Origin of the sequence: Capnocytophaga sp. oral taxon 380 str. F0488 (assembly GCF_000318255.2) — a bacterium.
Lineage (GTDB): Bacteria > Bacteroidota > Bacteroidia > Flavobacteriales > Flavobacteriaceae > Capnocytophaga > Capnocytophaga ochracea.
In genome coordinates this window covers 25,464-49,513 of the sequence record NZ_KB291170.1, presented here as the reverse complement: position 1 = coordinate 49,513, position 24,050 = coordinate 25,464, and the positions used below count along the sequence as shown (strand labels likewise).

18 protein-coding genes are annotated in these 24,050 nt (G+C 38.6%); 12 read left to right on the top strand and 6 right to left on the bottom strand.

The features are described 5' to 3' along the window. Positions 1–414: 414 nt before the first annotated feature. The 8 genes from HMPREF9078_RS00370 (at position 415) to HMPREF9078_RS00335 (ending at position 8,620) form a co-directional block, all read left to right on the top strand. Positions 415–2,871, top strand: coding sequence for an ATP-binding protein (locus tag HMPREF9078_RS00370; protein WP_232305269.1), 2,457 nt, complete (start codon positions 415–417; stop codon positions 2,869–2,871). Positions 2,872–2,921: 50 nt separating this feature from the next. Further along, positions 2,922–3,791: a nucleoside phosphorylase gene (locus tag HMPREF9078_RS00365; protein WP_009418729.1), complete on the top strand. Its 870-nt coding sequence runs from the start codon at positions 2,922–2,924 to the stop codon at positions 3,789–3,791. Between the two features lie 20 nt (positions 3,792–3,811). Further along, a complete protein-coding gene (locus HMPREF9078_RS00360; protein ID WP_009418728.1) occupies positions 3,812–4,177 on the top strand; it encodes a hypothetical protein in 366 nt (121 codons plus the stop codon). Positions 4,178–4,225: 48 nt separating this feature from the next. Next, positions 4,226–5,227, top strand: a complete 1,002-nt coding sequence (locus HMPREF9078_RS00355) for a PLP-dependent cysteine synthase family protein (protein WP_009418727.1) — start codon at positions 4,226–4,228, stop codon at positions 5,225–5,227. Positions 5,228–5,261: 34 nt separating this feature from the next. Continuing rightward, entirely contained in the window at positions 5,262–6,524 is a 1,263-nt protein-coding gene (locus HMPREF9078_RS00350; protein WP_009418726.1) for an aminotransferase class I/II-fold pyridoxal phosphate-dependent enzyme, read from the top strand. A 131-nt stretch (positions 6,525–6,655) separates the two neighbouring features. Beyond that, complete coding sequence (locus HMPREF9078_RS00345) at positions 6,656–7,354, top strand: polyprenol monophosphomannose synthase (protein WP_009418725.1); 699 nt, start codon at positions 6,656–6,658, stop codon at positions 7,352–7,354. A gap of 16 nt (positions 7,355–7,370) precedes the next feature. Beyond that, complete coding sequence (locus HMPREF9078_RS00340; RefSeq protein WP_009418724.1) at positions 7,371–7,736, top strand: diacylglycerol kinase family protein; 366 nt, start codon at positions 7,371–7,373, stop codon at positions 7,734–7,736. 8 nt (positions 7,737–7,744) lie between these two features. Beyond that, positions 7,745–8,620, top strand: a complete 876-nt coding sequence (locus HMPREF9078_RS00335; protein ID WP_009418723.1) for a DMT family transporter — start codon at positions 7,745–7,747, stop codon at positions 8,618–8,620. Positions 8,621–8,652: 32 nt separating this feature from the next. Here HMPREF9078_RS00335 and metG read toward each other — a convergent pair whose 3' ends face one another. Further along, positions 8,653–10,719 carry a methionine--tRNA ligase gene (metG, locus tag HMPREF9078_RS00330; protein WP_009418722.1) on the bottom strand — a complete coding sequence of 689 codons (2,067 nt, stop codon included), beginning with the start codon at positions 10,717–10,719 and terminating at the stop codon, positions 8,653–8,655. A gap of 371 nt (positions 10,720–11,090) precedes the next feature. Between metG and HMPREF9078_RS00325 the strand changes: the two genes are divergently transcribed. Genes HMPREF9078_RS00325 through HMPREF9078_RS00315 form a run of 3 tightly spaced genes read left to right on the top strand, consistent with a single transcriptional unit; the run spans position 11,091 to position 15,964 of the window. Continuing rightward, complete coding sequence (locus tag HMPREF9078_RS00325; protein ID WP_009418720.1) at positions 11,091–12,569, top strand: YfcC family protein; 1,479 nt, start codon at positions 11,091–11,093, stop codon at positions 12,567–12,569. Between the two features lie 12 nt (positions 12,570–12,581). Further along, complete coding sequence (locus HMPREF9078_RS00320; RefSeq protein WP_009418719.1) at positions 12,582–13,208, top strand: rhomboid family intramembrane serine protease; 627 nt, start codon at positions 12,582–12,584, stop codon at positions 13,206–13,208. Between the two features lie 26 nt (positions 13,209–13,234). Continuing rightward, the gene (locus HMPREF9078_RS00315; protein ID WP_009418718.1) at positions 13,235–15,964 is read left to right on the top strand and encodes a PD-(D/E)XK nuclease family protein; all 2,730 of its coding nucleotides are present in this window, start codon (positions 13,235–13,237) and stop codon (positions 15,962–15,964) included. Between the two features lie 32 nt (positions 15,965–15,996). Here the strand turns inward: HMPREF9078_RS00315 and HMPREF9078_RS00310 are convergent, their stop codons facing one another. From HMPREF9078_RS00310 to HMPREF9078_RS00300, 3 genes are read right to left on the bottom strand one after another with little or no spacing between them, the layout of a single operon-like run. Then, positions 15,997–17,217: an aminotransferase class V-fold PLP-dependent enzyme gene (locus HMPREF9078_RS00310; RefSeq protein ID WP_009418717.1), complete on the bottom strand. Its 1,221-nt coding sequence runs from the start codon at positions 17,215–17,217 to the stop codon at positions 15,997–15,999. A gap of 34 nt (positions 17,218–17,251) precedes the next feature. Next, positions 17,252–18,850 (bottom strand): bacillithiol biosynthesis cysteine-adding enzyme BshC, encoded by a 1,599-nt coding sequence (bshC, locus tag HMPREF9078_RS00305; protein ID WP_009418716.1) that lies wholly within the window; start codon positions 18,848–18,850, stop codon positions 17,252–17,254. 18 nt (positions 18,851–18,868) lie between these two features. After that, the gene (locus HMPREF9078_RS00300) at positions 18,869–19,171 is read right to left on the bottom strand and encodes a hypothetical protein (RefSeq protein WP_002671767.1); all 303 of its coding nucleotides are present in this window, start codon (positions 19,169–19,171) and stop codon (positions 18,869–18,871) included. A 129-nt stretch (positions 19,172–19,300) separates the two neighbouring features. Here HMPREF9078_RS00300 and HMPREF9078_RS00295 point away from each other — a divergent pair, with 129 nt between their 5' ends. After that, entirely contained in the window at positions 19,301–20,041 is a 741-nt protein-coding gene (locus tag HMPREF9078_RS00295; RefSeq protein ID WP_009418715.1) for a 16S rRNA (uracil(1498)-N(3))-methyltransferase, read from the top strand. A gap of 172 nt (positions 20,042–20,213) precedes the next feature. Here HMPREF9078_RS00295 and HMPREF9078_RS00290 read toward each other — a convergent pair whose 3' ends face one another. Together HMPREF9078_RS00290 and HMPREF9078_RS00285 are read right to left on the bottom strand one after the other, a co-directional pair. Beyond that, positions 20,214–23,390 carry an efflux RND transporter permease subunit gene (locus tag HMPREF9078_RS00290; RefSeq protein ID WP_009418714.1) on the bottom strand — a complete coding sequence of 1,059 codons (3,177 nt, stop codon included), beginning with the start codon at positions 23,388–23,390 and terminating at the stop codon, positions 20,214–20,216. 116 nt (positions 23,391–23,506) lie between these two features. Further along, positions 23,507–24,037 (bottom strand): DUF4136 domain-containing protein, encoded by a 531-nt coding sequence (locus HMPREF9078_RS00285; protein ID WP_009418713.1) that lies wholly within the window; start codon positions 24,035–24,037, stop codon positions 23,507–23,509. Between the last annotated feature and the right edge of the window lie 13 nt (positions 24,038–24,050).

Genomic DNA, 24,050 nt, shown 5'->3' with positions numbered 1-24,050 from the left:
TTCATTTTTTATCTGCCCGTGCGGCTCGCACCGTTTTTTGTTCGTCTCACTTTTCCGTTACTACACTCCCTCTAATTGGGAGTAGTCTCCGAATAGGAGAGTATGTGATTGGGGAGAAGATATTTTGTTCGTCTTTTCTCTATCTGCCCGTGCAACTCGCACCGTCTTTTATTCATTGTAGAGCCACTGTAGACCCACTGAAAAGCCTCTCATTGTTCAACTATCTTATAAGCTTTGTATAATCCTCTCCCAATTTCACCATTAACCATTAACCATTAACCATTAATCATTAACCATTTTTTTATCTTTTATTTCTTAAAAATATAGATTTTTCTTATTATAGTTGTACATTTAAAAAAAAGTCGTACTTTTGTCGGTTAATAAATGTCTTTTTTACGCACTAAAATACTCAAAATGAAGTCAAACAAAGTAACTCTTAAAGTTATTGTGAGCTATGTATTGCTCATCTGCGTGTCTATTGTAGCTGGATATGTAGTTTATAAAGAAATACAAAAACTCTCACACCAAGAAGAAATTAACCAGCAAGACAGAAATAAAATTATCCAAATTAGCAAGATACTCACCCTGATGAACGATACCGAAAGCGCAGGAAGGGTCGCTATACGTACCGATGATAGAGAAGCGCTTCAAGTTTTCTTAGAAAAGAATGTTACTTTACAGAATGAGGTACTAAAATTTCGTCGTGATATTACTTCCGAAAGACAGCTCTTAACTCTCGATACTATTACTTCTTTGCTAAATCTTAAAAGTGAAAACTTGCAGGAGTTAAAAGCTTTTCAAGAAAGCGACAGTACTTCTATCATTATTCGCAGTGCCATCAGTAAACTCTCAAGTTTGGAACCTTATTTAGGTTATGAAGTATATAACAAAACCTATTCTCGACGTAAAAATAGAGAATATACCCCTGTTCCCGCTACTGATATTGCTTCTATCTTAAAGAAATATAAGAACATCAAGATTCCAAAAACGTTCAAAAATACCAAATTCGATAAGGTAGTAATGGAAACGCTTACCTTGCTCAATAAGGTAAATGAAGATACGCAAGAGTCTAAAAGCCAAATTAATGAACGAATGCAAAGCCTTTGGCAAAACGATGTGCGTTTATCTCAAAAACTTGACGACCTACTACATAATTTTGAAGAAGAGGTATTGGCTAATTCACAAAAACTAAGTCAAGAGCGTCGAGCTATTTTTGAGAATAGTAAAAACCTATTGATGTTAGCCTTTTTGGTAGCTTTGGGCATTATTGCCATTTCTTCTATTGTGATTATCAATGATTTTGTTACCTCTCAACGTTATCGTCGCAAACTCGAAACCGCTAACCGGAAATCGTATAATCTACTGAAAAACCGTGAGCAACTCATTTCTATGGTAAGCCACGATTTGCGTACTCCATTGAGTTCTATTGTGGGATATTCCGAATTGCTTAGCAAACAGAAAATCTCCGATAAGGGTAAGAATTATCTTTCACATATCAAGTATTCATCAGAATATATTTCTAAATTAGTAGATGAACTATTAGATTATACTCGTATCGAGGCAGGAAAAATATCTGTTGAAAAAGTTCCTTTCAATACCGCCGAAATTATTGATGAGGTAGCCAATAATGTGAAGTCAGCTTATAAAACTAAGGAAATAAACCTTACCTTCACTTTTTCCGAAACGGTAAATAATCTAAACTTTTCAAGCGATGCTTATCGTGTGAAGCAGATATTGTATAACCTCATTTCTAATGCCTTTAAGTTTACCGAACGCGGGAACGTACACATACAAGCCGATGCACGTCCGTTAAGCAACGATGTGTATGAAATAGGTATTGCCGTTACCGATACAGGTATTGGTATAAAGAAAGAACAACAACAACACATTTTCGATGAGTTTACTCAAGCCAACGATGAGATTTCTAAGCGTTATGGAGGTTCTGGTTTAGGCTTGCATATCTCTCAAAAATTAGCGCATCTGCTCAGAGGTAAGATATATTTAGAGAGTAATGAAGGCAAGGGCAGTACCTTTACCTTACGCTTCTTAGCCGAAAAAGTAGTAGAGCGTACCAAAGCACCTCAAATTATAACCTCAAACAAGCCCGCCAATAAGATTTCAATTATAGTAATTGATGACGATTTCTCTATCCTTAGTCTCATTGAAGAACTCTTGAAGCAGAAGGACATTAACGCTATTACATTTAACAATGGTAAAGATGCGTTTACTCAAATGACTAACCATAATTTCGACTTGGTAATTACCGATATACAATTGCCCGAAATGAATGGCTTCCACTTTGTAACGCTCTTTAATGAACAGTATAAGAACAACCCGCTTCCTGTATTAGCCATTACAGGCAGACGCGACGTGCCCGAAAGTTTCTATATGAAGAGTGGCTTCTCCGGTATCCTTCCTAAACCGTTTACTCCTGAGCAGTTTTATGAGAAACTAAAAGTCTTTTTCCCTAAGCTCGACACCAAAGTAGAACAAAAGACAATTATCTTAACCGATAATGCTACCACAGGAGGATATACTCCTGAGGTGTTAGAAAACTTTATGGGAGATGATATAGAAGGTATTGTTAATATTTATCAACATTTCTTAGCCGAAACAGATACTAACTTGGAAAACTTAAAAATCTATGTTGATAATAAGGATTACAAAGGTATTAAGGCAATAGCTCATAAAATGACCAGTATGTTTGCACAGATAAATGCCAAGCGTGAATCCGAAATACTTATCTATTTAAATAAGGTAACTAATGAAAGCATTTCAGATTTACATTCTCAAATTCATAAGTTAGAACAGCTGTTTAACAATGAATGTAAACCAGCTATTGAAAGTTATTTAAAGAAAATAATGCAATAAGTTAAATATAATTAAGTAATAATATTTTAGAATTAAAAACCCACCATACTATGATTAAAGAATCTGAACTTATCTTGAATCCCGATGGTAGTATTTACCACATCAATTTGCGACCTGAACAAGTAGCCGATACCATTATTTTGGTAGGCGACCCTAACCGTGTACCTCGTGTGAGTGCTTATTTTGACAATATAGAATTTAGCACCCAAAAACGCGAATTCTGTACCCATACTGGTACTTATAAAGGCAAACGCCTCACTGTAATTTCCACTGGTATAGGTCCTGACAATATCGACATTGTGATCAACGAGCTCGATGCCCTTGCCAACATCGATTTACATACACGCCAGCCCAAAGAGCAGCTCACCTCGCTCAATATAGTGCGTTTCGGTACTTCGGGCTCTCTACAAGCTGATATACCTGTTGATAGTTTTGTGCTATCTTCTCACGGATTGGGTATGGACAATATGTTTCATTCGTATAAAGATAGTCCTAAGGTACGTGAACTCGCTATGGAAGAGGCTTTTATTGCTCATACAGGTTGGAATCCTCTCAAAGGTCGCCCTTATATCATCGCTTGCGGACAGGAACTCAAAAAACGCCTCCTCACCGATAGAGTATTTGAAGGTATTACAGGTACTGCTCCAGGCTTCTACGGTCCTCAAGGACGCGTATTGCGCTTACCAGTGCAAGACCCTGACCTCAATGATAAACTACACAGTTTTAATCATAATGGGCATCGTATGACGAACCTCGAAATGGAAACCTCAGCTATCTATGGGCTTTCTAAACTCTTAGGACACCAAGCTGTTTCACTCAATGCTATCATTGCCAATCGCCCTACAGGTACTTTCACCAAGGATACTAAAAAAGTAGTAGAAGATTTGATAGTATATGGCTTAGAACAATTGGCAAAATAGTCGCTATATAAAAAGTGAATATGACACCTCTCACAGGTCAAGAACTCCACAATTTAGCAATGAACATTGTAGGTGAAGCCTTACAAAAGGAACTACAATGGGAATTCCTATTGGTAAATAGTGAACTCAAGCGCGACCCTCAGTTTGTATGTGTAGATAAAAACAACCAAAAATACTTCATTATTGTGCGGGCTGTGCCTTATGGCGACGACCCTACCGAGTATGATATCGTATTTATGGAAGTGGTGCGCAAACACGCCGAAAAACACAATGCTCGCACTTTCTACGCTGGTGTAGGGCTTAGCAATGTAACAGATGAAACCCTCCCTCTATATAAAGATGAACCTTATAAACTCAACTTTCAAGGGCTTATCGAAATTTGCTAATTGATAAATTATTCGTATTTTTGCCACTCAAAATAAACTAAGTAACTAATGAAAATAGATGAATCATTGAACGTACATAGTAGCTTACTACAACTCATTGGTAATACGCCTCTTTTGGAATTACATAAAATTACCAAAGGGCTCAAAGGGCGTTATTTTGCTAAACTCGAAGCTTTCAATGTGGGTCATTCTGCTAAGGATAGGGTGGCTAAGTACATTGTAGAAGATGCCGAACGTAAGGGATTACTTAAACCAGGTAGTACCATCGTAGAAACTAGCTCTGGCAATACAGGCTACAGTTTGGCGATGATAAGTGCCCTAAGAGGCTACCGCTGTATCATTGCAATTAGCGATAAATCTTCTCACGACAAAGTGGAAATGCTACAAGCTTTAGGAGCTGAAGTGCATTTGTGTCCTTCAAATGTTGCTCCCGATGACCCTCGATCTTATTATGAAGTCGCAAAACGCATACACAGCGAAATCCCCGATTCAATTTACATCAATCAGTATTTTAATCCACTAAACCCAGAATCTCATTACCAGACAGGTCGTGAGATATGGGAACAAACTCAAGGCGAGATTACTCACGTGGTGGTATGTAGTGGAACAGGCGGTACTATTTCAGGTATTGCCCACTACCTAAAAGAGCAAAACCCAAGAGTGCAAGTATTAGGGGTAGATGCCTATGGTTCGGCTATCAAAAAGTACCACGAGACACGAGAGTTTGACCCTGCTGAAGTATATCCATACAAAATAGAAGGAATAGGTAAAAACTTGATTCCTACTGCTACTGATTTCGATGTTATTGATGAGTTCATCAAAGTAACCGATAAAGATGCAGCACTTATGGCTCGCAAATTAGCACGTACCGAGGGGCTCTTTATGGGCTACACCAGTGGGGCTGCAATACAAGCGGTAAAACAATATGCTGAGGCAGGTAAATTCGACGAAAATAGTATTGTAGTTGCCCTCCTCGCCGACCACGGTTCGCGCTATATGAACAAAATCTATAGTGACGATTGGATGAAAAAACAAGGATTTATAGACTAACAATTATCAATTAACAAAATAAGATAAAGAACGAATGAAAGATTTATTTGAGCATATTTATGCAAATAAAGGAAGTATAGGGCGCTGGTCAGACCACGCCGAGGGGTATTATGTATTCCCTAAATTGGAAGGGGAATTAGGCCCTCATATGAAATTTCAAGGAAAAGAAATCCTCAACTGGAGTATCAACGACTATTTAGGGCTTGCCAATCATCCTGAAGTCCGCAAAGTAGATGCCGAAGCAGCTGCCGAGTATGGTGCGGCTTACCCTATGGGGGCTCGTATGATGAGTGGGCATACTACTATGCACGAAGAACTTGAGAAACGTTTAGCCAAATTTGTACACAAAGAAGCTGCTTATTTACTTAACTTCGGTTACCAAGGAATGGTATCTATTATTGATGCTTTGGTAACTAAGAATGACGTTATCGTGTACGATGTCGATTCACACGCTTGTATCATCGATGGGGTACGTTTGCACTTTGGTAAACGCTATACCTATCAACATAATGATATGGAAAGCTTTGAGAAAAACTTAGAACGTGCTGCCAAATTAGCTGAAACTACAGGAGGCGGTATCTTGGTGATTTCAGAAGGCGTTTTCGGGATGCGTGGCGAACAAGGCAAACTTAAAGAAATCGTAGCCCTTAAAAAGAAATATCCTTTCCGTCTTTTAGTAGACGATGCGCACGGTTTTGGTACCTTAGGCCCTCGTGGAGAAGGAACTGGTGTTCACCAAGGCATACAAGATGAAATTGATGTTTATTTCTCCACTTTTGCCAAATCAATGGCAGGTATTGGGGCTTTCGTAGCTGGAAATGCCAAAGTAGTAGATTATCTTAAATACAACCTTCGTTCTCAAATGTTTGCTAAATCACTTCCAATGATTTATGTAAAAGGAGCTTTGAAACGTTTGGAAATGATGGAAACAATGCCCGAACTACAACAAAAATTATGGGATAATGTAAATCGTTTGCAAAACGGACTTAAAGAACGTGGATTCAACATTGGTAATACCAATACTTGCGTAACTCCTGTATTCTTGCACGGTAGTATTCCCGAGGCAATGGCTATGGTAAACGACCTACGCGAGCACTATGGTATCTTCTTGTCAATAGTAGTTTATCCTGTGATTCCAAAAGGAATGATACTCTTGCGTATTATCCCTACCGCTTCACATAGTAAAGAAGATATCGACCGTACTTTGGAAGCATTCTCAGCGATTCGTGAGAAACTCGAAACAGGCGTATACCGCGCTATGAATGCTGAACTTACTAAAGAAATGGGAGATATGTAATTCAGCTAACAATAATGATAAACTGAATATTTTATATAAAAAATACTTTGCCAAAGTGAGATAGCTTGTGCTACGACTAACTTTGGCAAAGTTTTTGTGTATGCCCACCTTGTTAAATTATTAATTGCCCATTGTTAATTGTCATTCCTACATATAACGAAATTGAAAATATAGAAGCTATCATAAAGGCAGTATTTGCCCAAAGTGATGAGTTTCATATTCTTATTGTAGACGACAATTCTCCTGATGGTACTTCCGATAAGGTACGCGAATTACAAAATATTTACCCTAACCGACTTTTTTTAGAGATACGCACAGAGAAAAAAGGCTTAGGAACAGCTTATATTCACGGTTTTCAGTGGGCATTAGCACGCGACTATGAATATATTTTTGAGATGGATGCCGATTTTTCTCATAATCCCACTGACCTCTTGCGACTTTATGAGGCTTGTCAGCAAGGTGCTGATGTTGCGATTGGGTCGCGTTATGTAAAAGGGGTGAATGTAGTGAATTGGCCCTTACAACGCATCTTGTTATCCTATGGGGCTTCTATCTATGTGAGGGTGATTACGGGAATGAAAATCAAAGACCCTACTGCTGGCTTTGTGTGTTACCACCGAAGGGTATTAGAGAGCATCGACCTGAATACTATCCGATTTGTAGGCTATGCCTTTCAAATAGAGATGAAGTATCGTGCTTACCTCAAGAAGTTTAAAATCACTGAAGTACCTATCATCTTTACCGATAGAACTAAAGGAAAATCAAAAATGAATAAAAGCATTATCCGTGAAGCTATCTTTGGCGTTATCGGAATGCGATTTAAAAAATAAATCAGCATAAAGAATTATGGAATTTATAAGAAAAAGACTCAAAAGCTTACAATATGTATTTCAAGGTTTGTTTTATTTAATAAAGAATGAACCCCCAGTGATGGTACACATCGTTATCTCTTTAGTATGGGTGATTTTAGGCTTTTGTTTCGGCATTACTACCAATGAGTGGATTGTACAACTGTTGTGTATCGCTATAGTGTTATCAGTTGAAGGACTCAATACAGCCGTTGAGAAACTCTGCGACTTCATCCACCCCGATCATCATAAAACTATTGGGATTATCAAAGATGTTGCTGCCGGAAGTGTAGGCTTTGCTGTGATACCTGTAAGCATTGTACTCTGTATCATCTATTATCCTTATGTAATGGAACTCTTTTAATTTTTACTATGAAAGATATAGTAAAAGGGTATTTAGCAGCTTTTATTTCAGCGGTTACTTATGGTATGATTCCGCTGTTTATGATTCCTATTAAGCAGCAAGGTTTTTCGGTAGATGCGGCACTTTTCTATCGCTTTATTACAGCGAGTCTTTTTATTATGTTTTATCTTTTCTACCGAAAAGAGACACTGCGCATTACCCCTCGTGAAGTGTTTATCTTCCTTATTTTAGGATTGCTGTACGCCCTTTCAGCTGAATTTCTCTTTCTTGCCTACGATTTGCTCTCTCCAGGCATTGCTTCTACTATATTTTTTATGTATCCACTAATAGTAGCACTTGCTTTGGGTGTTTTCTTCAAAGAACATATTACTTTTCCTACGATTTTAGCACTTTTTATTGTATTAATAGGTGTTTTCTTACTCAGTGTAAAAGATGTAACAAACTTTTCAATCAACTATGTAGGGGCAGGAGTATCATTACTTGGGGCAGTTTCGTATGCACTCTATATGCTCATTGTCAATAAGTCTAAAATATCGGCTTCAGGAATAAAAGTATCGTTTTATTCTACCTTATTTTCTTCAGTTTATTTTCTTGTAAAACTATGGGTTATAGGCACCCCTCTCCCCATTCCAGAAGTAAAAATGAGTTTACTGCTCACAAGTTTCGGTATAGTAACTACTTTGTTTTCTATCATCACCCTTATTTATGCTATCAGAATGATAGGTTCTACTCCTACGGCTATTATTGGGGTAATGGAGCCCATTGTAGCAGTAGCTATTAGTATTTGGATATTTCAACAAGAAAGTCTTACAACAAATCTTATTATAGGAGTGCTACTCATTATCATTGCAGTAATGATAGATATCTTAAAAAGAAAAAAGTAGAGTTACATTGTATCTCTACTTTTATAATATTCTTATTTTACTTCAGTACCATTAGTAATTCCATCGGCATCAGGATTGATGAAGGTGTATTTGCCTTCGGAATTTTCTACCATTAGTATCATTCCTTGGCTTTCTACACCGCGTAGTTTGCGCGGAGCAAGGTTTACCAATACAGTTACCTTTTTACCTATAATCTCCTCAGGAGCGAAACTTTGGGCTATACCCGAAACGATAGTACGTTTATCAATACCTGTATCTACTTTTAAAACGAGGAGTTTATCTGCCTTAGGCATCTTTTCAGCTTCCAAGATAGTACCAATGCGAATATCCATCTTTGCAAAATCATCGTAACTGATGAGTTCTTTTTGTGGAGCTACTTCAGTTTCAGCATTGGCTTGGGCTTCTTGCTTATTAGCTAATTTAGTGTTCTCTAAACGCTGTAATTGCTTTTCGATAGCGGCATCTTCAATCTTTTCGAAAAGAAGTTCTACAACACCTATGCGATGTCCTGCTTTTAGCAATTCGGTGGCGTTTGTTTTTAGACTCTCCCAAGTAATTGTCCCCAATTGCAACATACGTTTGAGTTTCTCGGAGGTGAAAGGCAAGAAAGGTTCGCTAGCAACTGCCAAAGCTGTTGCAATTTGTAAAGCTATGTACATTACAGTCTTTACGCGCTCAGGGTCGGTTTTGATGAGTTTCCAGGGTTCTTCATCAGCTAAATATTTATTGCCTAAGCGCGCCATATTCATCAGTTCTTGTTGGGCTTCGCGAAAACGGTAACGTTCTAATGATTGTTCTATCTTATCGGTAAGTTCTGTGATTTGACGAAGTGTTTCATTATCTACGTTATTATAAGTATCTGCTTGTGGTACTACTCCTTCATAATATTTCTGCGTTAGCACTGCCACGCGATTGATGAAATTCCCAAAGATAGCCACAAGTTCGTTGTTGTTACGCGCTTGGAAGTCTTTCCAAGTAAAGTCGTTGTCTTTGGTTTCGGGAGCATTGGCGGTAAGAACATAACGCAATACATCTTGCTGATTAGGAAAATCTTGCAAGTACTCGTGTAACCACACAGCCCAGTTTTTGGAGGTAGAGAGCTTGTTGCCTTCTAAGTTTAGGAACTCATTAGCAGGCACATTTGCAGGCAGTATAAAGCTACCTTCAGCCTTGAGCATTGCTGGGAAGATAATGCAATGGAATACGATATTGTCTTTCCCAATGAAATGCACCAATTGGGTATCACTGTCTTGCCAATAAGGACGCCAGTCTTTGCCTTCGCGTTCAGCCCACTCTTTAGTAGAAGAAATATAACCGATAGGCGCATCGAACCACACGTAGAGTACTTTGCCTTCAGCGCCTTCTACGGGTACGGGAATTCCCCAATCGAGGTCGCGGGTTACAGCACGCGGTTTGAGTTCGTCGTCTAACCAACTTTTTACCTGCCCATATACATTAGGTTTCCAATCGGATTTGTGACCTTCTAATATCCATTTTTCCAAAAACTCTTGGTAACGATTGAGGGGTAAAAACCAGTGTTTGGTAGCTTTTAGCGTAGGTTTGCTACCTGTGATTGACGATTTAGGGTCGATGAGGTCGGTAGCGTTGAGTGAACTACCACAACGCTCGCATTGGTCGCCATAAGCCTCAGGATTGCCACATTTTGGGCAAGTACCAATCACAAAGCGGTCGGCAAGGAATTGGTGAGCTTCTTCATCATAGAGTTGTTCTGATATTTCTTCGATAAAATCACCTTGTTCATACAATTTTTTGAAGAAATCGGAAGCTGTTTGGTGATGGATAGGGGCAGAAGTACGCGAATAGTTGTCGAATGAAATGCCAAAATCAGCAAACGATTGCTTGATAATCGCGTGGTATTTATCGATAATAGCCTGTGGGGTAGTACCTTCTTTTTTAGCTTTGATAGAGATGGCTACTCCGTGTTCATCGCTTCCGCAAATAAAGGCTACATCGTTGTTTTTTAAGCGTTGATAACGTGCAAAAATATCAGCTGGCACATATACTCCCGCCAAATGACCGATGTGAATAGGTCCATTGGTATATGGTAGGGCTGCCGTAATGGTATAACGTTTAGACATTTTTTGAGTTTTGAATTATATATTTTTGGGTGGCAAAGGTACGAATAAAAGTGAAAAGTGAAAAGTGAAAAGCGAAAAAGTATATTCTACGAGTGCGAGCGACGCGGGCAGATGGGGGAAAGACGAAGGAATGACGAACAATGAACGAAGAAAAGACAAACAAAAGACGAAGGAATGACGAAGAAAAGACGAACAATGAACGAAGAAAGGATCGGGATAAAGTGAATCTAACGCAAAGATAAGTTGGAGCAAATTTAATGTACTTGGGTCAGAAAAGTATTAAAAATTTGCTCAAATAAAAAAATAAACCATATCTTTGCCTAATGAATATTTGGAGACAAGTCGATTTTTAATAACCTTGAACAGAATTAATGAAAAAACTCAAATTCCCTACCCCTTACACCGTACTGATGCTGGTGATAGTGTTGGCTGCCAGCCTTACTTTCTTGTTGCCATCGGGTTCGTATAGCACTTTGCAATATGATAAGCAACAAGACTCTTTTGTGATACACACTGCAAATAATTCTTATACTGTACCTGCTACTCAAGAACAACTCGACGACTTGGGTATTCATATTCAGTTGATCAAGTTTAAAGATGAAAAGATTAAGAAGCCTATTTCGATACCTAATACTTATGTGCAGAGCATACCTCACCCGCAAGGAGCTAAATCTGTGCTTTTTGCACCTATACGAGGAATCTACGACAGTATAGAGGTGATTCTTTTCGTACTCATATTAGGAGGCTTTATAGGGGTGTTCAACAGTTCGGGAGCACTAAATATGGGCGTAGGCTATTTGGCACACCGACTCAAAGGGCGCGAGGGTATCCTTATCATTCTGCTCACTACCCTGTTGGCGCTCGGTGGCACTTCCTTTGGATTAGCCGAAGAGACGCTTGCTTTCTACCCTATGTTAGTGCCTATTTTTTTAGCAGCGGGCTACGACCTAATGGTACCCTTAGCGGTGATTTACATAGGTTCAAATGTGGGCTCTATGGCATCGACTACCAATCCGTTTGCGGTGATTATTGCCTCAGATGCCGCCGGGGTAGATTGGACGTCGGGGCTTAGCATACGTGTGATAGCCTTAGCGGTATGCGTGCTGATAAGTATTATTTATATCATTCGCTATGCCGAAAAAGTACGTAAACACCCCGAAAAGTCAATTGTGTATGGAGTAGTCCTTCCTGAAATCTACAATGCTAATACCCCAGAAAAGACCACTTCCTTAGAGCTTTCTACTAAAATAGAGCTCTTAGTATTTGCGCTCTCGTTTATAGTGATGATTGTAGGTGTGTCGCAATGGGAATGGTGGTTTCAAGAGATGACAGCTCTCTTCTTGGTAGCTGCTGTTGTGATTGCTATCTTACAACGTAGTAGTGAACAACAGTTTATTAGTCAGTTTATGGCAGGAGCACGCGATTTGCTGAGCGTAGCCTTCATCATAGGGATAGCCAGAGGGGTATCGTTTATACTGAATGACGGACAAATATCGGGTACGATTTTGCATTATGCCACCGATCTTGTACAAGGAATGTCGCCAATGGTCTTTTTGCCAATGCTGATGTTAGTATTTGGTGTACTGAGTTTATTTATAGCTTCTTCCTCAGGAATGGCGGTACTCACGATGCCTATTATAGGGTCACTGGCTTCGGTTGTGGGAGTAGAAGGACACAGTGTGGTGAGTGCTTATCTTTTTGGAATGGGTATTATGGGGCTTATCACCCCTACGGGACTTATCTTACCTTCACTGGCAATGGTGAATATTAACTACAAACAATGGTTGCAGTTTTGTATGCCATTGGTGATTATCTTTGCAGTAGTACTTACTATCTTATTGTGGATTTAAAATATAAAACTTATGAATATCACTTTTATTATCATTCTTCTTGCGACTATAGCAATGAGTTATTATGGATTTAACAATCCTACTTTTTTTAACCGTTATAAGTTCAATGTAGGAGCAGTGCAAAAGGGCGATTATGTGCGATTGGTATCCTCAGGCTTCTTGCACGCCAACTGGGAACACCTCATTTTTAATATGATTTCACTCTACTTCTTTCAAGATGTGATTATCAGTTCTATGGGGAACCTAATGTTCTTGCTTATCTATTTTGGTTCAATGTTCCTGGGGAGTGTGTTCAGTTTATACATTTACAAAAAACAGCCCTATTACTCCGCCATAGGGGCTTCGGGAGCTGTATCGGGGATTATCTTTGCAGCTATTGCTCTATATCCTACAGCATTGAGTGTAAACTTCTTGCCAGGATGGCTCTTTGGAGCATTATACTTTGGGTATTCGGTATTTATGATGTTCAACCCACAACAAGGATATAATTTAGGGCACGCAGCTCATTTAGGTGGGGCACTCTTTGGCTTGGCAGTAGTAATAGTCTACGCTCCTGAGGTAGTGATACGCCACGCTTTCTATTTGGGAATAATGGCATTGCCTTTGGGCTATATGGGAGTACGGTTGCTGAAGAAATGAGGGAATTAAAAGATTAGCAAATCATTATGAGTTATCTACAAGAAGTTATTACCGATGTTTTAGAAAACTATTCTGATAAGATAGAGCGTCTTGTGTTTGTTACTACGGGTAAACGCCCTGCACTCTTCCTCAAAAAACACTTTGCCGAGCAAGTAAAGCACGCTACTATTGCCCCTGAGTTCATCGGGATAGCCGACCTATTTACGCGTATTTCAGGGGTACAGCCTATCAGCAATTTGCCTTTGCTTTTTGAGTTTTACGATTGCTACTCAAAAACTTGTAAAGACACCCCCGATAGCTTTGAAGAGTTCCTCAGCTGGGGACAAACGGCTCTCAAAGATTTTAGTGAAATCGACCAATATTTGGTAAATCCCGATAAGATTTTTCCTTATATCCACGCCCTCAAAGAAGCTGAACACTGGTCGGGTATGGACGAGCTTAGCGAGATGCAGAAAAAGCACTTAGCTTTCTGGAACAGCCTCGGCGATTACTATTTTGCTCTCAACAGTAAACTCACCGAAATGGGTAAAGGTTATGGCGGTTTCATCGCTAAAAAAGCTGTCGAAAAACTCCCCGAATACCTGCAAACACACAGCAATAGTATTCATATATTCGTCGGTTTCAACGCCCTTTCCAAAGCCGAACAGCACGTAATTCAATCTATATTAATGGATATAGGCGGTGAAATTTATTGGGACGGTGATACTTATTTTTTAAACAATCCAGCTCACGATGCGGGTTTCTTCTTGCGTAAATATATAAACAGTTGGCGTTATTACCAAACCCATAAACCTAAGTTTATACAAAGCAATTACGAAAAAGAAAAAGAACTCTATCTCACGGGAGTACCTAAAAGCATCAATCAGGCGCATAGTGTAGCCGAACTACTCAAAAATACGTCTACCAAAGCATTGGAAAAAACCGCCCTCATCATCGCCGATGAGAATCTGCTCATCCCCGTACTGCAAGCTGTACAACCCAAAACAAGTGTGAACATCACTATGGGTTACCCCTTGCAACAAACTCCTCTTAACGACCTTTTTGTCGCCTATTTCCGCTTGCATCTTTCCAAGAGTTTTTACTATAAAGATATACTGAACCTGCTCTCTCAACCTTTCTTGCACACCTTGCTAAAAGAAGAAGTGGTGCGCCATATTTCGCAGTACATCAAAACGTACAACCTCACCTATATCACCCGTAAAAAGCTATTCGAGTCGGTAGATGAAACCGAACACGAGATGCTTACTTTGCTATTCCCCGATGCCAAAGGCAAAGCACTCATTACTACCCTTATCGACAATGCTATTACGCTTATCTATCGCCTAAAAGTACAAATCGACCCTGAGAGCAATACTCACCTACTCAATCAAGAGTATGCTTATCGTTTCTTTCAGTTATTTAATCAGTTGAAACAGTTACAAGAGCAATACAGCTATATCGATTCAGTGAAAACGCTTTATCATTTCTATTTAGATGTCTTACAGAAAAGTTCGCTCAATTTTCGCGGTGAGCCTTTGGAAGGCTTGCAAGTGATGGGAGTACTGGAAAGCCGTAGTTTGGATTTCGACCGCGTGATTATCACCTCAGTAAACGAAGGGGTACTTCCGTTAGGCAAAAGTGGTGATTCACTTATCCCTTACGATGTGAAGTACGAACTGGAATTGCCTACCTACAAAGAGCGTGATGCGGTGTACAGTTACAACTTCTACCGCATTTTACAGCGCGCCAAACAAGTACACCTTTTCTACGATACCGAGATGAATAGTCTGAAAAACAAGGAAAAAAGTAGGTTTATTCTCCAATTGTTGGCAGAGAAAATTCCCACTCACAAGGTAGTGCATCAAATTAAGGCACCTGAGGTATATCCTGCTGTGTTGCGACCTCTTAACATCAAAAAAACGACCTCTGTAATCGATACACTAAAGACACTTGCCGAGAAGGGCATTTCACCTTCAGCACTAACTACCTATATCCGCAATCCACTTACTTTCTACGAGCAACAAGTACTACAGGTATACGAAGAAAAAGAGGTAGAAGAAACTGTTGAAGTACGCACTTTTGGAAATATCGTACACGGCACTTTAGAAGATTTGTACACATCTTTCTTAAACGAAATACTCACCGAAGAGCACATCAAAAAAATGCAACCTTTGGTACTCCCCACTATCGAAAAACGCTTTGAAGAAGAGTACCGAAGTACTGATTTTAGGACAGGTAAAAACTGGCTTATTTTCAATGTAATAGAGAAGTATGTGCGTAGTTTTTTAACTTTAGAACTCAACGAAATAAAAAGTGGTACCGAAATCATTCCTCTGTATTTAGAACAGAAGATAAAAATACCTTTTCAAGCTTCTCACTTGCCTTTTCTTGTTAATTTCAAAGGGATTATCGACCGGGTGGATAGACGTGACGGAGTGTTGCACATCATCGACTACAAAACAGGAATTGTAGAAGAAACCGATGTGCGTATTAAAGATTGGGAGAATCTTATTACTGACATCAAGTATGGCAAAGCCTTCCAACTCCTCACTTATGCTTATATGATTACCCAGCATTTCAAGATTGATGAACCGATGATAGTTGCCAACCTATCGTTTAAGCGTTTGCAAAAAGGATTCTTGCGTTTCCACACCTATATCGACAAGGTAAAAGACTATGATGTAACCGCTCAAACTCTCGCTTTGTACAGTCAGTATACCGAGCAACTATTGCAAGAAATCTTTGATATAGAGAGACCTTTTTACGAGAAACTATAGTATTTATATCTTAAATTCCTTTTATACGTTTATCAGCTTAACATTTTCTGAGCTTTTTTTACAGCTTCTACAAAGGTATCTATTTCTTCAAAGGTATTGTAAACAGCAAAGCTGGCACGAACTGTACCTGGTATACAGTAGAAGTCCATAATAGGTTGGGCACAATGATGCCCCGTGCGTACAGCAATTCCCAATTGGTCGAGAATTACACCTACATCGTAAGGGTGAATGTTTTGTAAGTTAAATGATATAACAGCGGTACGCTTATTCAAATCATCATTACCGTAAAGAGTAATGCCTTCTATATTTTGTAATTTAGCGATAGCATATTCTAATAGTTTGTGTTCGTGTGTAGCAATAGCTTTCATTCCCAGTTGCTGTATATAGTCAATTGTAGCTCCAAACGCAATACCTCCACAAATATTAGGAGTACCTGCTTCAAACTTATAAGGAAGGTCGGCATAAGTACTCTCTTCAAAATGTACTTCTTTTATCATTTCTCCCCCTCCTTGATAAGGAGGTAATTGTAATAGTAATTCTTCTTTACCATACAACGCTCCTACCCCCGTAGGTCCGTACATTTTATGAGCTGAAACAGCATAGAAATCAACATCGAGAGTTTGCATATCGGGTTGCAAATGTGGGGCTGCTTGTGCTCCATCTACTAATACAACTGCTCCTACGCGGTGTGCTTTTTCTATAATTTCTTCTATAGGGTGAATATTTCCTAGGGCGTTCGATACGTGCTGTACACACACTATCTTCGTACGTTTATTTAGCAGTTGGTTATACACCTCTAAGTCCAAAATTCCTTTCTCATTCATCGGGATTACCTTTAGGGTAGCCCCACTCCGTTGACAAGCTAATTGCCAAGGTACTATATTGCTGTGGTGTTCTGAAGCCGAAATAATTACTTCGTCTCCCTCTTGCATCAGTGTGCCATAACCATTAGCCACTAAATTAATACCGTGTGTAGTTCCCGCAGTAAAAAGAATTTCAGAGCTTTTACGGGCATTGAAGTGGCGTTGTAGTTTCTTCCTCGCTTCTTCATAAGCATCAGTAGCTTCTTGGCTGAGAGTATGTACTCCACGATGTATATTAGCGTTTTGGTAACTGTAATAATGCACTATTGCCTCTATCACTTGTGTAGGCGTTTGCGAAGTTGCTCCATTATCAAAATAGATAAGAGGTTTGTTATGAATAGTACGTGAGAGTATAGGGAAGTCCGTTCTTATTTCAAGAATACTTTTCATTGTTCGTTATTTTGGGTGCAAAGATACAACATTTTTATTGTATTACCACAAACCTAAAATCAAACGGATTAAAGTCTTTTATTAACTCAGGAATGAGTTCTTCTCCTTTCATCAAATAGAAATCTGTGAAGTTAGCAAAACGCTCCTGTAAGGCTCCGTTAGGAAAGAGTTCATTTTGTAAAAAAATAGTCTGTTCCAATTCCTCTGCAAACTTCCTTTTCTGGGCCTTTAAGAGGCGTTTTTCCAGTTTGTCTAACCCTTTCAGCTGTCTTACTTCTTGTGCTTTTACAGCGTTCTCAAAAGTAACATCAGTGCGTTTAGCTAACTCATATAAATGTTTAAACTGCTTGTGTAGTAATTCTTTTTCAGGAGTAAAATCTATAGGAAATTCGCTTAACTGTCTTACTTTCTTGTTTTTTAAATCTTCTGGTTTTAGAAATAAGTCTTCTACTGAAAGTTTTAGTTTTTGTAGTTTTTCGGCTTGTCTTTGCGAAATAAGCATTGCTGAATTGCGCAACATTAGTATCGGGAAGGGTACTTTCTCCTTATTGAAAAATCCTTTTAATTCCAGCCAATAGGCTATTTCACCGCCTCCTCCAATATATGCCAAATTGGGTAATATTACCTCTTGATATAAAGGTCGTAAGATTACATTGGGTGAAAATCGTTCTGGATAGGTGTGTAGTTCCTCTAAAATCTCCTCCTCGGAAAAACGAATATCCGTACCGTGTACCTCAAAACCGTCCGCACTGCGCACAAAGCGATGTCTTCCTCCTTCTGTAAGATAAAACATATTCACCTCACGAGGGTTCACTTGCACGGGATAAGAGCTATTTACAGTCTGTAAAACCTTAATACTTTCAGTAACCTCAGTATGTGCTACACTGTGCAGTAAATCATCGCTTATATAAGGGATAAATTGCCTTTTTAGGGCTTTATCGTTGCCATCTATTACTACAACTCCGTATGTTTCGAAGAGAGCATTTACTAAGTAACGAGTGGCAGAGGCTAAATCTTTATTTTTCAGATAACTATCGTGGAAGAGTGTGCGCAAAGTATTAGCATTTTTGCCTAGACCTATGGCTTTGTCAAAAGTCTGAAACACCGCTTCAAGTGTGTCAGTAGCAAAGTTGCCTGTGGCTCCTGTTTGGTCGCTATTCCAGCAAATTGTGCGATTGTTGAAGTGAAAGTGGTTAATCTCCTCAAAATCGTGGTCTTCTGTAGCCATCCAATATACAGGTACAAAGTGCTTATCAGGGTACTTTTCGGCGAGCTGTCTAGCAGTATTAATTACCGAAATTATCTTGAAAATGAAGTAAAGATGTCCTGTAAAAAGACTTAATTGATGTCCCGTAGTGATGGTAAAAGTATTACTTTTGGATAAAAGTTCGATATTTTTAAGTACTTTCGGAGTAGTTTTTACCTCAGCGTATTGTTCTTTTAAACTACTGACCAAAATATGGCGTTTCTCCTCGGTAAAATCAAGAGCTTTTTCTTCTATTTGCTTTTTAAATTCTAACAATGAAGGGAAATTATGATAAAAAGAACGTAATTTTTTATTCTCACCTACATAATCAGTGATGAGTTTAGAGAAAAAACGAATATTTTGATAAGGAATATAAGCGGTAATCATACGCTTTTTAGTGTTTTATTATTCGTCGTCTAGTGAAGAGTCATCAGGTATATCTAAATTGCTTACACTCATATCATCTTCTTCGTTATTCATAAAGTCATCATCTTCGTCGAAGTTTTCCATAGTGTCAGCTAAGCGGGTACTTACTTTCACTAAATATATAGTGTCATCAGTACGGACTTCCAAGGCATCAACTGTTTCATTTTTAGCATTCTTAAAACGAATCACATCTGCATCTGTATACCCTTCGGGGTATTTCTCTACCAACATTGAGAGAATCTCATTAGTTAGTTTGTTGTAGTCTACTATTACACGTTTCATATTAATATTACTTTTCACGGGGCGAAAGTAAGTCAATTTTTATAATTACAAAATAAAAAATCTACTTTTTTTTATTTTGTTGTATCTTTGTCCCGCAATAAAGCCCATTTTTTCTAAGAAAATAAAATTATGAGTATACAATTATTTTTCCACTCCAACCTTCATTCAAGTAGCACAAATTGCTTTTTTGATAAGGAAGAAAGCCAACATATAGTAAAAGTACTGCGCAAAAAAGCAGGCGATATACTCCATATTACCAATGGTAAAGGACTTCTTTTTGAAGCAAAATTAGACTTCGCTACACCTAAACAATGTGAGGTGTCTATACTGAAATGTACTCCTCAGCTTCCCCGTCCTTACTACTTACATTTGGTGGTAGCACCTACCAAGATGAATGAACGTTATGAGTGTTTTTTGGAGAAAGCCACCGAAATAGGCGTTGATGAAATTACTCCTATTATCTGTGAACATTCTGAGCGTACCACTATCAAAGTAGAACGTTTTGAAAAGATACTCCTTTCAGCAATGAAACAGTCGTTGCAATGCTATTTGCCTAAACTGAATACGCCTATTGCATCAGCTCAGTTTTTCAAAACGATGCTGACAGATAGTTCAGCTAAATATATAGCTCACTGTCAAGAAAATGAAAAGCGCTTGCTCTCTCGCGCCCTCAAGCCCTTTCCTGAGCGTATTACCGTGCTCATAGGTCCTGAAGGCGATTTCTCTACTAATGAGATAAACACCGCTTTGCAACAAGCATTTGTGCCTATCTCATTAGGAGATACTCGCTTACGCACCGAGACAGCAGCCATAGTAGCCTGTCATACCGTTGCGGTAATAAATGAACTGACTAACATTAGTTCAACTTAATATCCTCTTAGGTCTGTCATTCCTTCGTCTTTTGTTCGTCATTCCTTCGTCTTTTGTTCGTCATTCGTTTGTTCGTCTTTTTCCTATCTGCCTATGCGTCTCGCTCTATCTGCCTGTCGTGCTACGACCTCGCACCGTCTAAGAGATAAGTAAAAAATAAGATGAATTATAGTTATACTTCGTGTTCGCCTTTGATGTCTCTGTGCTCGTAATCAGCAATCATCAGTTTTTCGTAATCAGTCTTAGTTCCTTTGCCGAAACGTCTGCCAATATTGTCGAAAATAAGGTATACCAAAGGCACTACAATAAGTGTTAAGAACAATGAGGAAATAAGTCCACCTATAATTACAATCGCCAAACCATTGTTCACTTCGGCACCTGCTCCATTAGTAATCGCAAGCGGAATCATACCTGCTACCATTGCGATAGTCGTCATCAAGATAGGGCGCAAACGGGCGTGGTTTGCTTGTATTAATGCAGTTACTGTATCTTCTCCTTCTTGCTTGCGGTGGTTGGCGAAGTCTACTAACATAATCGCATTCTTAGCAACCAACCCGATAAGCATAATGATGCCCAAAAGAGTAAAGATATTGAGTGACATATTAGCCAATGCCAAAGCTACTAAAGCTCCAATGAACGAAAGTGGTATAGAGAACAATACCACAAAAGGTCGTGAAAAACTGTCGTATAATACTACCATTACCATATAAACTAAGAGAATAGCTGCAAAGAGCGATATAAACAAGGTGCCAAATCCTTCGTCTTGCATCTCTTGGTCGCCTGTAAACACAAAGTGTACGTTAGCAGGTTTTTCTAATTGGTCTATCTTAGTTTTCCATTCTGAAACTATAGTACCTGTAGGACGACCTACCGATTGAGCTTTTACGGTTACCGAAGGTGATTTGTCATAACGTTCTAGCTGTGTAGGTCCTGAAGCATAAACAATATTAGCAAATTGTGATAGTTTTACCTGTTGTCCCACTGAGTTGATAAACATCATATTTTCTATATCGTCTATAGACTGACGGCTACCTTCTTCAAACACTATATTAATATTGTATTCTGAATCTCCTGTACGGAACTTACTGTCGTCATTACCATTAAAAGCGGTTCGCATCGTTCCCCCTACAGTAGCAATATTAAGCCCTAACATTGCCATCTTATCGCGGTCTATCTGCACATTTATTTCGGGATTACCAGATTCTGAGGAAAGTTTAATTTCAGTAGCACCTTCAACAGTTTTAAGAAGCTCAGCTGTTTTCTCAGCGTACTGTTGGGCTACTTCCACATTGTCAGAAGTAACTACCAAAGCAATTGGGGATTGTTCGGCTCCCATCATTCCTACCGGTACAGTCTTCACTTTAGCTTCTACTAAATACTGACTCAGTTTGCGTTTCAGCTTTGCCGCAATTACGTTAGTCGATTCATTACGTTCTTTCTTATCAATAATAGTAAGCTGTATTTCCGATTTATAAGGGGTTGCTTGTGAAGCTCCCATACCACTGGTAGACTGTCCTACAGTAGTAATCATACTCTCTACCAAAGGTTTATTGGTACCCTCTACTTTTAAGCTACGAAGATAATTTTCAGCTTTTTGGGTCATAAAGTTAGTCTGCTCTAAGGAAGCATCTTTATTCAATTCAAACTGTACTAAAAACTTTCCTCTATCCATATTAGGCATAAACTCAGATCCGATAAATCCAGTAGGAATCAATGAACAAGAACCTGCAAAAAGGAAAAATACCAAAATAATAGTTTTCCATTTATTGGCAAATACCCATACCAATAAGTCAGAGAAGAACTGTGTAAAGCGTTTGAGGTATCCTTCAAAGCCTATGGTTAGTTTTCCTAAAAATGAATTGGGATTTGCGTGTTCTAATTTTCCAAACCTAGAGTACAACCAAGGGACTACTGTAAAAGACATCAATAATGAAAGCATTGTAGCAATAGCTACAGTCAAACAGAACTCACGCAATACTTTTACTACAATAGCATTACCTAATGAAATAGGAACGAACACTACAACAATTACTAAGGTAATTGCCATTACAGTAAGCACAATTTCCTTAGAACCATCAAAAGCAGCACGCACTTTATTCTTACCCATCTCCATATGGCGGTGAATGTTTTCTAATACTACAATAGCATCGTCCACCAAGATACCTACCACCATCGAAAGGGCAACAAGGCTCATCAAGTTCAGTGTAAAACCAAAGAAATACATACCTATAAAAGTAGCGATGAGAGAAGTAGGTATAGATACCATTACAATAATAGCATTACGTAGGCTGTGGAGGAAGAAGAACATCACTACTGCTACCAATACAATTGCCAATATCAAATCGGACATTACAGAGTTGGCTGCTTCTAAGGTAAACTCACTGGTATCTTCTGCCAATAACATTTTTACACCTTCATTTTTATAAGTCTGCTCTACTTGCGCCATCTTCTTGCGTACCAACTCACTCACCGATACAGCATTAGCATCGGTTTGTTTCAATACTTGTAACAAGAGAGTATTTTCTTGGTCTATACGCGCTATTTTAGTAGCTTCTTCTTCGGTGTCTTGCACATCAGCTACATCCGAAAGTCGTATCTCTACTCCATTCTGTGAAGCAAGTATAAGGTTGCGCAATTGTTCTACATCTTGTAATTTACCAAGTAAACGTATAGAAGTACTATTCTCACGAGTTTTAATTTTACCCGCAGGAATTTCCATATTCGAAGCTGCAATCAATTGTTGTACTTGAGCTATAGAAAGACCATAACCTTCTAGTTTTTTAGCGTCAATACTCACGCGTATTTCGCGTTTGCGACCACCTATTATATTTACTTGTGCTACTCCTGGAACACGTGATAACTCTGGCTGTATTTTTTTATCTACCAAGTCGTACAATTCTTGTGCCGATAACTTAGAAGTTACTCCAATAGACACAATAGGCAAATCGGAAAGAGAGAATTTACTCAATGATGGCTCTTTAGCATCATCGGGTAAATCAGCTCTTATTGCATTAATTTTGCGCTGTGCCTCATTAAGAGTGTTATCTACATTCGCATCGTTAGTAAGTTGTACTACTACCACCGAAAGACTTTCATACGAATATGATTGTATCTTTTTGATATTTTCCAAAGCCGAAACAGCATCCTCAATTTTCTTTGTCACGGTGCTCTCAATCTCCGAAGGAGAGGCTCCTGCATACACAGTAGAGATCGTAACTACATTCACCTCAAACTTAGGAATGAGTTCGTAGTTCAATAACTTATACGAATAGAAGCCGCCAAGTAGCAACAACAAGAGCATCACAATAAGTACACTGGGACGCTTAATAGAAAGTTTAATTAAATCCATCTTTTGTTTGTTCTAAATCGGGGGCAAAGGTACGATAAAAAACTTAATAAACAAAAAAAGTTTCCATATTTCAGGAAACTTTTATTATAAGTAAGTATTTAAATAATTTATGAGACTTACTGTTTTGGAGGATATTTTTCTAATATTTTATTTACGAAATTATTAATAGCTTCTTCTTTGCGTTCTGTTGTTTGAGGTAGGTTACCTATACCTTTACCTTGCCAAATAAGTTCACGTTTATGAGCGTCTATAATTTCAATATAAAGAGAACCTTCTGTACTTCGAGCTACATTATAGGTTGCGCCTCCCCAAAAAGGTCCCCAACCCATTCCCCAGCCCCAATAGTATGGAGAATTGTTATATACATCTACATTTTCTTGTTCACGTGTAAAGATATTTACTAAAACGTCTGGTTTTTCAGAAAGTGTTATTCCTTTAGAAGTTAAATTACGCTCAATAGCTCGTAGAATACGTTTCTTATCTAAATCTGAGATAGGAACTTTATCAATACCTTCTTTAAAGAAAGCAAATGATTTGTATGCAGAAAAATCGGCCTGTTGGTCATAATCTGTAGCTACATATACACTAGCACAAGAACTAAGAACAACAGCCATAATTAGGAGTATAAAAAAAGTTGTTTTTTTCATATCATAAGTTATT

What these genes read in the sequence shown, in the direction of transcription:
- HMPREF9078_RS00285 (WP_009418713.1), bottom strand. Translation starts at nt 24,037, where the DNA reads ATGAAAAAAACAACTTTTTTTATACTCCTAATTATGGCTGTTGTTCTT.
- HMPREF9078_RS00300 (WP_002671767.1), bottom strand. Translation starts at nt 19,171, where the DNA reads ATGAAACGTGTAATAGTAGACTACAACAAACTAACTAATGAGATTCTC.
- HMPREF9078_RS00325 (WP_009418720.1), top strand. Translation starts at nt 11,091, where the DNA reads ATGAAAAAACTCAAATTCCCTACCCCTTACACCGTACTGATGCTGGTG.
- HMPREF9078_RS00355 (WP_009418727.1), top strand. Translation starts at nt 4,226, where the DNA reads ATGAAAATAGATGAATCATTGAACGTACATAGTAGCTTACTACAACTC.
- HMPREF9078_RS00315 (WP_009418718.1), top strand. Translation starts at nt 13,235, where the DNA reads ATGAGTTATCTACAAGAAGTTATTACCGATGTTTTAGAAAACTATTCT.
- HMPREF9078_RS00350 (WP_009418726.1), top strand. Translation starts at nt 5,262, where the DNA reads ATGAAAGATTTATTTGAGCATATTTATGCAAATAAAGGAAGTATAGGG.
- HMPREF9078_RS00295 (WP_009418715.1), top strand. Translation starts at nt 19,301, where the DNA reads ATGAGTATACAATTATTTTTCCACTCCAACCTTCATTCAAGTAGCACA.
- HMPREF9078_RS00365 (WP_009418729.1), top strand. Translation starts at nt 2,922, where the DNA reads ATGATTAAAGAATCTGAACTTATCTTGAATCCCGATGGTAGTATTTAC.
- HMPREF9078_RS00370 (WP_232305269.1), top strand. Translation starts at nt 415, where the DNA reads ATGAAGTCAAACAAAGTAACTCTTAAAGTTATTGTGAGCTATGTATTG.
- HMPREF9078_RS00335 (WP_009418723.1), top strand. Translation starts at nt 7,745, where the DNA reads ATGAAAGATATAGTAAAAGGGTATTTAGCAGCTTTTATTTCAGCGGTT.
- HMPREF9078_RS00340 (WP_009418724.1), top strand. Translation starts at nt 7,371, where the DNA reads ATGGAATTTATAAGAAAAAGACTCAAAAGCTTACAATATGTATTTCAA.
- HMPREF9078_RS00320 (WP_009418719.1), top strand. Translation starts at nt 12,582, where the DNA reads ATGAATATCACTTTTATTATCATTCTTCTTGCGACTATAGCAATGAGT.
- HMPREF9078_RS00310 (WP_009418717.1), bottom strand. Translation starts at nt 17,217, where the DNA reads ATGAAAAGTATTCTTGAAATAAGAACGGACTTCCCTATACTCTCACGT.
- bshC (WP_009418716.1), bottom strand. Translation starts at nt 18,850, where the DNA reads ATGATTACCGCTTATATTCCTTATCAAAATATTCGTTTTTTCTCTAAA.
- HMPREF9078_RS00290 (WP_009418714.1), bottom strand. Translation starts at nt 23,390, where the DNA reads ATGGATTTAATTAAACTTTCTATTAAGCGTCCCAGTGTACTTATTGTG.
- HMPREF9078_RS00360 (WP_009418728.1), top strand. Translation starts at nt 3,812, where the DNA reads ATGACACCTCTCACAGGTCAAGAACTCCACAATTTAGCAATGAACATT.
- metG (WP_009418722.1), bottom strand. Translation starts at nt 10,719, where the DNA reads ATGTCTAAACGTTATACCATTACGGCAGCCCTACCATATACCAATGGA.